The sequence below is a fragment of the Chryseobacterium carnipullorum genome (assembly GCF_900142785.1).
In the GTDB taxonomy this organism is placed as follows: domain Bacteria; phylum Bacteroidota; class Bacteroidia; order Flavobacteriales; family Weeksellaceae; genus Chryseobacterium; species Chryseobacterium carnipullorum.
Genome location: NZ_FRCD01000018.1, coordinates 115383 through 125561 on the forward strand (window position 1 = coordinate 115383; position 10179 = coordinate 125561).

At 38.0% G+C, this 10179-nt stretch carries 5 protein-coding genes; all 5 read left to right on the forward strand.

The annotated features are described in order from the left end of the window. The first annotated feature begins 63 nt into the window (after positions 1-63). Positions 64-867, forward strand: a complete 804-nt coding sequence (locus BUC06_RS19050; RefSeq protein WP_167367435.1) for a vitamin K epoxide reductase family protein — start codon at positions 64-66, stop codon at positions 865-867. A 1-nt stretch (position 868) separates the two neighbouring features. Further along, on the forward strand, positions 869-1528 hold the full coding sequence (locus BUC06_RS19055; RefSeq protein WP_073335585.1) for a DsbA family protein: 660 nt from the start codon (positions 869-871) through the stop codon (positions 1526-1528). A gap of 9 nt (positions 1529-1537) precedes the next feature. Further along, positions 1538-2344 (forward strand): GLPGLI family protein, encoded by an 807-nt coding sequence (locus BUC06_RS19060; RefSeq protein ID WP_073335586.1) that lies wholly within the window; start codon positions 1538-1540, stop codon positions 2342-2344. Between the two features lie 79 nt (positions 2345-2423). Next, a complete protein-coding gene (ruvA, locus tag BUC06_RS19065) occupies positions 2424-3008 on the forward strand; it encodes a Holliday junction branch migration protein RuvA (RefSeq protein ID WP_073335587.1) in 585 nt (194 codons plus the stop codon). A gap of 57 nt (positions 3009-3065) precedes the next feature. Next, on the forward strand, positions 3066-10034 hold the full coding sequence (sov, locus tag BUC06_RS19070) for a T9SS outer membrane translocon Sov/SprA (RefSeq protein WP_073335588.1): 6969 nt from the start codon (positions 3066-3068) through the stop codon (positions 10032-10034). The last annotated feature ends 145 nt before the right edge of the window (positions 10035-10179 follow it).

Sequence of the window (10179 nt, forward strand, 5' to 3'; positions counted from 1 at the left end):
AAAAATTATATGGTTGAAAGCATAGCGAATATCTTGCAATACCTAGAAAAAAAAAATATATACTTGGACAGAAGCGAGTTTTCGTTTCAGATTCATTCCCATCCGGCATTTCCAAGCTTACTTTCAATAGTGAGTGCTTTGAATGTAAATAAGATCTCCAATTTTGCAATTGAAATAGATGATTCCGAAATAGATGAGCTTCCGGATGATTTCATGACTTTTATAGCCCTTTCAGAAGATCAACAGGAACTTGCCTATGTTGAAAAGACCAATGGAGGTTTTTTAGTGAATGAAAAACATACAATGCCGGAAAACGAATTACTTTCCAGATGGAATCATGTAGTTGTTTTGATTGATGAAACTCAGTGGGATCCCAAAAAGAAGAAAGATAAGAGATATCCCCTGTTTTTTGCAGCGGTTTTTTTTCTGACGTTTCTGGTTTATATCTATTCCCAAACAAAATTATATTCTTTTCTATATTTGTTCTTATCACTAGGTGGTTTGTCTCTGTCCGTTATCTCATTAAGAAAAATATTTGGCATAGAAAACCCTGGATTGAGCAGGGTGTGCTCCGGAAATTTTACAGACTGCTCATTTTCCGGTAATGCATCAAAAGCAAGCTTTGTTTCTTATTTTGGGGACTATAGTCTTGTATTCTTTTTTACTAACATTATAGGATTTTTGTTCTTATTGCCTAATCAGGATGAAGTCATTTTTTTTGCCATCCAGAAAATATTACTGATATTTATTATCCCGGTGATAGGATACTCTCTTTTTTTTCAGTTATTCAGAATGAAAAAAATTTGCCCTTTATGTTTAGGGGTTATCATGATCTTACTTTTACAAACCTATATTTTACTGATGTGATATGAATTTGAAAATCTTTATCCCTTTCGTTTTGTATGGTGTTTTTTTTCTGGTTATTCTTATCGTGTGGTTCAGGATCAGAAAATATTTAAAACGGAATGAAGAAATCAGGAGCCAGCTTATCAGAAAAAACAGGATTGCCAGAAATTATGATGTTTTTATGAATACATTAAGTAAACAGGAACAAAAAGAATTACCGGAATCTATGATTACTTTGGGTAATGGTGACGGTACTTTAGAATTGACCCTATTTACAAGTCTTTATTGTGAAATGTGTAAAGATATATGTACTATTGTTGACCGGATAATCTTCGCTTACGAAGATGAAATAAAAATAAATATTTTTTTTAAAAAACAATCTTCAGAAGAAAAAAACAGTTTTTTGTATATACTTCACAGTGTTTTCCTGTCTCAGGGAACTCAGGAGTTCTTAAAGGCTTTACAATTTTGGTTTGAAAACAGCAACCTCGAATCGTGGAAAATGGCATCAGATTATAATTATGAGAAAAGCAAAGAAGCCTTAAGCGCCTCGAACGATTGGTATGTGCAGAACGGAATTATTGCAACGCCATCTGTTTTTATAAACGGCTATATCTACCCTGATCAATTTGAAAAAGAAGATTTGTTTTATCATATAGAAGGAATTATTGAAAATAAATAACGAATACATATGCGTAGTAAAATAGTAATGCTCAGCCTGCTTTTCTTTGCCATTCAAAACCTTTATTCCCAGACTATGAGAATAGATTATGATATGGTGTATAAAGAAGATTCCTTAAATGCGGAACCCATATCTAAAAAAATGGTACTTCTTATCCATGACGGAAAATCAAAATTCTTTTCTGAAAAACAATATGAGGTAGATTCAATCAGGGATTCCGGATTTAGAGGCTTTGTAGTAGGAGATACCAATTTTTTTCACGTGATTAAAGAAAAACAGAATCTTATATCAAAATATTACTTTCAGCTCAATGATGTTTACAAACTTACAGAACCCATCACCCTGAATTGGAAAATAGGGAAAGAAACTGCTCAACTATATGGCTATGCCTGCCAGAAAGCTACTCTCAATTATAAAGGCAGAAAGTGGGAAGCCTGGTTTACACAGGAGATACCTGTTCAGGAAGGTCCTTACATTTTCAAAGGATTGCCAGGGTTAATTGTGCATATGAAAGACTCCACAGGGTCCTATGAATTTTCATTTTCGGCACTTAAAAAGGATTTTTATAAAAGAGAATTCGAAAATACCAATCCTAAACCCCTTGAAGTTTCAGCAGCTAACCTGAAAAAAATATTCCTGGATTATTATAATGATCCGTTCAGGGAAATGAAGTCAAGAGATGTAAAAGTGAAATTTAAGGATGAGAAAGGAAATGCTATTGAGCCGGATTTCAGGGAAATGACCAAAAAGATGCAATCTACACTGAAAAAGTACAATAATCCCATAGAATTATCAGATGCAATTAAATATCCTTAACTACTTACAACCATTTGCAGATGAAATGAAAATATTAATTAGTTTAAATTGCTATATTTGGGAGTTTTAAAAATTAATAATGATATTTTCCTTACAAGGCAGCGTTCAAGAACTTACGCCCACTTACGCAGTAATCAATGTACAAGGAGTTGGTTACTATGTAGGTATTAGTTTGATGACCTCCCAGGCCCTGGCCCTGAATAAGCCTGCATTCTTATATATTCAGCAGATCATCCGGGAAGATGCCCATCTTCTCTTTGGATTTAACACTCGTTCAGAAAAAGAAATGTTCAATCTGTTAATAAGCGTTAACGGAGTAGGAGCTGTTTCTGCTCTTATACTTCTTTCCACTTTAAGCCTTGAAGAGATCGCTACGGCTATCCTTTCCAAGAACAGCGCCCTCATTCAAAAGGCTAAAGGAATAGGAGCCAAAACCGCAGAAAGAATCATTGTAGATTTGAAGGATAAAGTCCAGAAATTCGGCATTGAAGCGGAAAATATTTCTACATTCGTGGATAATAAAGTCAAGGAAGAATCGTTATCTGCATTAGAAGTTTTAGGCATCCCGAAGCGGATGAGCGAGAAGATTGCAGACCGAATGATGAAGCAGAATCCGGAGATCTCGGTAGAAGAACTGGTAAAACAAATTTTAAAAAACATTTAACATTTGGTGGCGAATAATAAGCATCTTAACATATTTCTGTTCCTGTCGTTCCTGTGCATGTCAGTAAGTGCCTTTGCACAACAGGTCCGTGATACTGCGATCATAAAAAAAGATTATCAACTGGCCGATCCCACAAGGTATGAGGCCTTTTATGATATAAAAACCGGAATGTATTACGTCTATCCTAAAATAGGAAATACCTATACCGGACCTCCCACAGCGATGTCTCCTGAAGAGTATAAAGAATTTATGCTCGCTACCCAGACCAAAGCTTACTACAAAGAAAAATCCGATAAATACAGTCTTCTTTTCAGAAGAGACAGAACCGATGCCCGGAAGCAAGGGCTTATTCCGTCTTTGATGATCAACAATAAGTTGTTTGAAACTGTTTTCGGAAGTAATAAAATTGAAATCATTCCATCCGGATATGCCTCTTTAGACTTTGCCGGACTCTACCAAAAAATTGATAACCCACTGATCCTGCCACAAAACAGGACCAGTTTTACTTTTGATATTGATCAGAGAATACAGCTGGGATTATTAGGTAAAGTAGGAGAAAATCTTCAGTTGAAAGCCAATTACGATACCCAGAGTGGTTTCGCATTTGAGAATAGAATGAATCTCGTTTGGCAGGCAAAAGGGAACTGGAAGGATCTTCAGTCCAAAGGTCTGGGAGATGTGGATAAACCTAGCGCAGGAGGAGAAGATAAAATTATAAAAAGAGTAGAATTCGGTAACGTAAATATGCCGCTTTCTACCAGTCTTATCCGTGGTTCTCAGTCATTATTCGGGGTGAAAACAGAATTCCAGCTTGGAAAAACTTACGGAACTGTCGTTCTTTCCCAGCAACAAGGGGAAGCCCGTAATATTGTAGTACAGGGTGGAGGGGTCATGAACAATTTTAAAGTCAATGCGATTGACTATGAAGACAACCAGCACTTCTTTCTGGGACACTATTTCCTGGATCGTTATGACAATGCATTAGCCAATTATCCACAGATCAATTCCACGGTAAACATTACCAGATTGGAAGTCTGGGTACTTGATCAGGGAAACAGTAATCTGGCATATCAGAAAAGTATTATCGGGATCAGAGACTTGGGAGAAGGGGCTTCCGGATTGCCGGACAACTCTCAGAATGGATTGTATCCCTCGATTAATGCAGCCATAGGGCCAAGAGAAGCAGGTAAAAACTATGCAACAACCTTTCAGGGGCAAAGTTTCCCTGGGAGTTTACAGCCATATGATAACGGAGAACAGTTTATTTTTAACACAAAAGCAAGAAGGCTGAATGCCAATGAATATACACTACAGCCACAGTTAGGATACATTTCATTAAATCAGAAGCTGAACGAAAATCAGCTTTTAGCCGTTTCATATTCCTATACAGATGGTTCCAATAAGGTGTATAAAGTCGGGGAATTCTCCGAAGAAAGCCCAGTATTGGTAACCAAAGTTCTTAGAGTAAACAACAAAGTGAATACAGAATCTCCAATGTGGGACCTGATGATGAAGAATATCTATTCTCTGGATGCAGGACAGGTAGCTCAGGATGGATTTATTCTTAATGTTTTCTACAGAGATCCCAAAACCGGAGGTAAAGTAAACTATCTGCCGGGGACCAGTGTTCAGGATAAAAATTTACTAAAATTACTGAACTGGGACCGTCTTAACATGAATGGTGATATTCAGGCCAGTGGAGGCGTACTGGGTGATGGTATTTTTGACTTTGTTAATGGAATCACGATACGGCCGGAAACAGGGAGGATTATTTTTACCAAAGTACAGCCCTTCGGAAGTTTTATGCAGAGTCAGGTCGGGAACGACCCTCAATTTGTCTTTACAGATCTGTACAGACAGCAGAAACAGGTCGCTACTTCCAGTAATCTTGCACAACGTTATACCATAGAGGGACGTTACAAAGGAACACAGGGACAGGGAATTTCTCTTGGAGCCGTAAATGTTCCGCAGGGATCTGTTAAAGTTTCTGCCAATGGTGTTCAGCTGACAGAAGGAGTAGACTATACCGTAGACTACATGCTGGGTACAGTAACGGTGATCAATGAAAATGTTAAACAGTCAGGACAGGCCATCAACATTTCATTGGAAAATCAGCTTACCTTTAATACCCAGAGAAAACGATTCCTGGGTCTGAACCTGGAAAGAAGATTCAATGAGAATTTTATATTAGGAGGAACCGTTGTTAACTATTCAGAATCTCCACTTACCCAGAAAGTAAATTATGGGCAGGAAGCTGTTAATAATACAATGGCAGGGATCAATATGATGTATAACAATCAGATTCCTTTCCTGACCAGACTGACCGATAAAATTCCATTTGTCAATACTGAAGCTCCATCCAATCTGAACTTTAAAATGGAAGCCGCTTACTTGCTTCCGGGATTAAATAAAGGAACAAATGACCAGTCTTATGTAGATGATTTCGAACAGACGACTTCTAAAATTTCCTTAAAAGAACCTGCTGCATGGAGTCTTGCTTCAAGACCTGAAAAAAACCTTGCAGCTCCATTTAATGGTGCACCGGCTAATGATGCTTTAACGAGTGGCTACGGAAGAGGACTTTTATCCTGGTATAACATTGACCCGAGATTCTGGGGAGTAGGAGGAAGAGCACCTGCAGGAATTACGGCACAGTCTGTGTCCAATCACGCCTCCAGAAGAGTTCAGTATTCAGAAATTTATAATAACAGAGATTTTGTGGCAGGTGAACAGACCTTCACCAATACTTTAGATATATCTTACTATCCGCAGGAAAGAGGTCCTTACAACGTAAACCCAGGATCCGAAACAGCCGCTGCCAGATGGGCTGGGATTATGAGACCCATCAGCGTTTCCAACTTCGTCAATTCCAATATTGAATATGTTGAATTCTGGATGATGGATCCTTATGCCGATGGAAATACCTTAGGAGACAGAGCTAGACTTCTACTTCAACTAGGTAACGTTTCTGAAGATATCCTGAAAGACGGTAAGATGCAGTATGAAAACGGACTTCCCACTCCGGGAGCACCTTCTACTACCACTACCTCTACCTGGGGGGTACAGCCAAAACAACCCCCTATTCTTTATGCCTTCTCAAGTGAAGGTGATGACAGAAGAGCCCAGGATTTAGGATATGACGGTTTAAGCTCCGATCAGGAATCTATGAGATTTGGAAATACATTCGTTAACCCGGTAACCAATTTAGTTGACCCTGCAGTAGATGATTTTGTATTTTTCATGTCCGATAAATTTACCGGTGGTCAGGCAGCATCTCTTGTTCAGAGATACAAATACTTCAGAAATCCGGAAGGAAACTCTCAGGCCAACTCTTTAGAAGTAGCGTCTCAGACTCCTGATGCGGAAGATATCAACAAAGATTATAACCTTGACCAGACAGAAAGTTATAACGAATATGTCATCAAGCTTGATAAGCCGAGTCTTGCATTAGGACAAAATAATGTCGTAGATGTAAAAACGGTAAAAGCTACTTTCCAGAACGGACAGACTTCAGATGTGAAATGGTACCTGTTCAGAATTCCGGTTTCAAAATATGCAGAAACTGAAGCGGAAGGAGAGAGAAGTGCCTCTGTACTTAACAATGTAAGATTTGCGAGATTAATGCTTGCCGGTTTTGAGAATACGTCTACGATAAGATTCGGGACAATGGATCTTGTAAGATCAGACTGGAGAAGATATCCAAATCAGATTGCCAGCCCGACAGTAACTTCACAGCAGGAAGGAGTAGGAATAGCACAAAACAATAATTTCGAAGTTGGAAGTGTAAACATTGAAGAGAATGCGTTAAATCAACCTCCATATGTACTTCCTCCGGGAATCGACAGACAGGTGTTGAGTGGAAATGCTGGTGCACAGAGACAGAATGAAGCTTCACTTTACATGAAAGTAGAAGGACTTGCTGGAGAAGCAAGAGGGGTGTTCAAAAACACAACACTGGATATGAGAAGATATAAAAAGCTGAAACTTTTTGTACATGCTCAGGATCCAACCAGCAGAAACCAGGGTATTGACCCGGAATCTAAGTTTTTCATCCGTTTCGGAAGTGATGCTACAGATAACTATTATGAGTATGAATCTGAAATGATGTTGACTCAGAGCACAGCAACCACTCCTTTAGAAATATGGCCTGTTGAGAACAACGTTGATTTTGAAATCCAGAATTTTGTAGATGCCAAAATCAGAAGAGATAAAAGCTCATCGAATATTGTTGATCGAATAATGGATAATGTTTTTGGAGATAACTCCAAAAGAATTTATATCAAAGGACGTCCAAGTTTAGGAAATATTACAACGATTATGATCGGGGTAAGAAATACAGCCCGTTCCAATGCTATAACCAGAATCCTTTGGGTAAATGAGATTCGCCTTTCTGAAATTGAAAATGATGGAGGGTATGCAGGTAACGCAAGTTTGAACTTTAACCTTGGAGATTTTGCAACCGTAAATACAAGCGCTTCCTATACCTCTGTAGGTTTCGGAAATATAGATTCAAAACCATCAGAAAGAAATCAGTCTACTCAGTCTGCATTCAGTATTAATACGGCTGTAAACGTAGATAAATTTCTTCCTGAAAAAAGCGGAATGAAAATTCCTTTAAACTATTCTTATTCACAGACCATTGAGGATCCGAAATACAATCCTCTTGATACCGATGTGGAATTCAGTAAAGCAGCCAATAAAAAACAACTGAAGAAAGTAGCGAGAACTTATACCCAGCAAAGAAGTATTGGGGTAGTCAATATGCATAAGGAAAGGGTAAATCCAAATAGAAAACCTAAATTCTACGATATTGAAAACGTTTCTGTAACTGCAGTGTATAATGATGATTATTTCAGAGATATTTACACTTCAAGAAACTACAGACAGTATCTGAGAGGATACGTTGATTACAACTATACCTTCAAGCCATGGGTGATTAAGCCGTTTAACAAAATGATTAGCGATACGGCAAAATCTACAAAATATCTGAAATGGGTAAAAGAATTTAATTTCAATCCGATTCCCACAAGACTATCTTTCAGAACTGAAGTAGACAGAAATTACAACGAGCTTGAATTCAGAAATGTGGAAGCAATCTTAAGTGGAAATACAGGCGATAGTTTTGCCGCGATCAAAAACAGAAACTTCTTCTTCGGATGGCAGTACGGTTTAGGATTCAACTTTACGAAATCATTAAAACTTGAAATCAATTCTGCGACAAGAACCCTTAACGATAATATGGATGTTAATGGGATGAATGATAAATCCATTTTTGGAAATGTATTCAGAGCAGGAAGACCTGTATTGTACAACCATAGAGTACAGCTGAACTACAAACTACCGTTCCAGTATCTTCCCTATTTGGATTTCATCGATGCAGAAATAGGATATGGTCTTACGTACAACTGGAATGCGAGATCTACTGCACTCCTTTCAAGTCCGGAAGGAAGTCTGGGATCTATCGGGCAGAATACGAATGTCATTCAAGCCACAGCTACAGCAGATATTCCCAAATTCTTTGGACAGTTTAAATACTTTAAAAATATCTCTGCAAAACTGCAGAAACGCAAACAGGAAATCGATTCACTGAACAATGTATACACGCAGCAGTGGGAGAAGAAAAGATATAAATTTAAGGGTTATAAATTCAAGAATAAACTGACGATTCTTCAGAGCGCAGCTTTCGTAATGACCTCATTCAAACAGTTAGATATTAACTACACTGAGAATAATGGAACAGTACTTCCTGGTTTGCTTTCCGCTCCAAACCTTTATGGTTATGGTCAGACTCTGGGAGGTCCTACGCTTGGATTCCTTTTTGGATCTCAGGCTGATATCAGAAGAACGGTGTTAGAAAATGGATGGGTAAGTGATTCACCTTACATGACCGATCCTTATGTGAAAATGTCCACCAGGGAATTAAGGGCCAATTTACAGATCGTTCCGATGAATGATTTTAGAATTGATCTTAGTGCATTGCATAATTACAATAGAAACTTTTCACAGTCCGGATTTAATAACCGTAATAACCTTGGAACAGTCAATCACGATTATGCATTCGCGAATGATCAGGTGACTTATTCCAACTCTGTTGTGCTTCTTAAAACATCATTTAAAGAAACCCAGGCTGTTTACCAGGCGATCAGGGAAAATGCAGTGATCCTTTCGCAGCAACTTGGAATAGGTGAAGTATTGACCACTGATGGCTTTGCAGAACATTACAGTATTGCTAACGCTTATGTACTGATCCCTGCATTCAGAGCAGCTGTCGAAGGAAAAACTGTTAAACAAATCGGAAATGCGAAGAAAGCTGGAATTCCAATTCCAAACTGGAAGATCACCTATTCAGGTTTAAGAAATGTTCCGATGATCAATGGTCAGTTCTCGAAATTTGATTTACTGCACGGATATACGGCAACATATACTGCAACAGGAATTCAGTCAAGTATTGACTATTTTAACAGGATTTCGGGAGGAAATGCATTTGATGTAAACAACGATTATATCAACCCATTTACATTCTCACAGGTAGGTTACGTTGAATCATTCTCACCACTTATCGGGATAGATGTTACCATGAGAAACAATATGCAGTTCGGACTTCAGTATAACAGAAATAGAATGATGTTGTTAGGATTAGTCAACCATACCCTTACAGAAGATTCTAATTCGGAGTATGTTGTGAGGCTTGGATATATCGTGAAAAATTTCAGATTAGGAATGGCCAATACAAGAGGTTCCAGAGGAAAAGGAAGCGACCTTAACATCAGGGGAGATATCTCACTGAGAGATAGCAAAACCTCTATTATGAATATCCTGTTAAATGACTCCCAGATTACAGGAGGTCAGAAACTCATGAATATAAAGATTTCTGCAGATTACAATGTCTCTGAAAACTTGAACCTTAGAGTATTCTACGAGCAGATGACTTCCAAGTATAAAATATCGACTGCATTCCCGCTCTCTACTATTAGAGCTGGTCTGTCCGCAACATTTACATTTGGAGACTCAGGTGGCGGTTTCTAAGAAAAAAATTAACATATAATTACTAAAATAAAAATCCCTTTCTGTACAAGTGGACTGCCCCCAAAAAGTTAGACACTTTTTAGGGGCATTTTTTATGTATAGAAAAGAAAAATTTAGCGTTGCTTTCAAATTAGAATGTATTAAA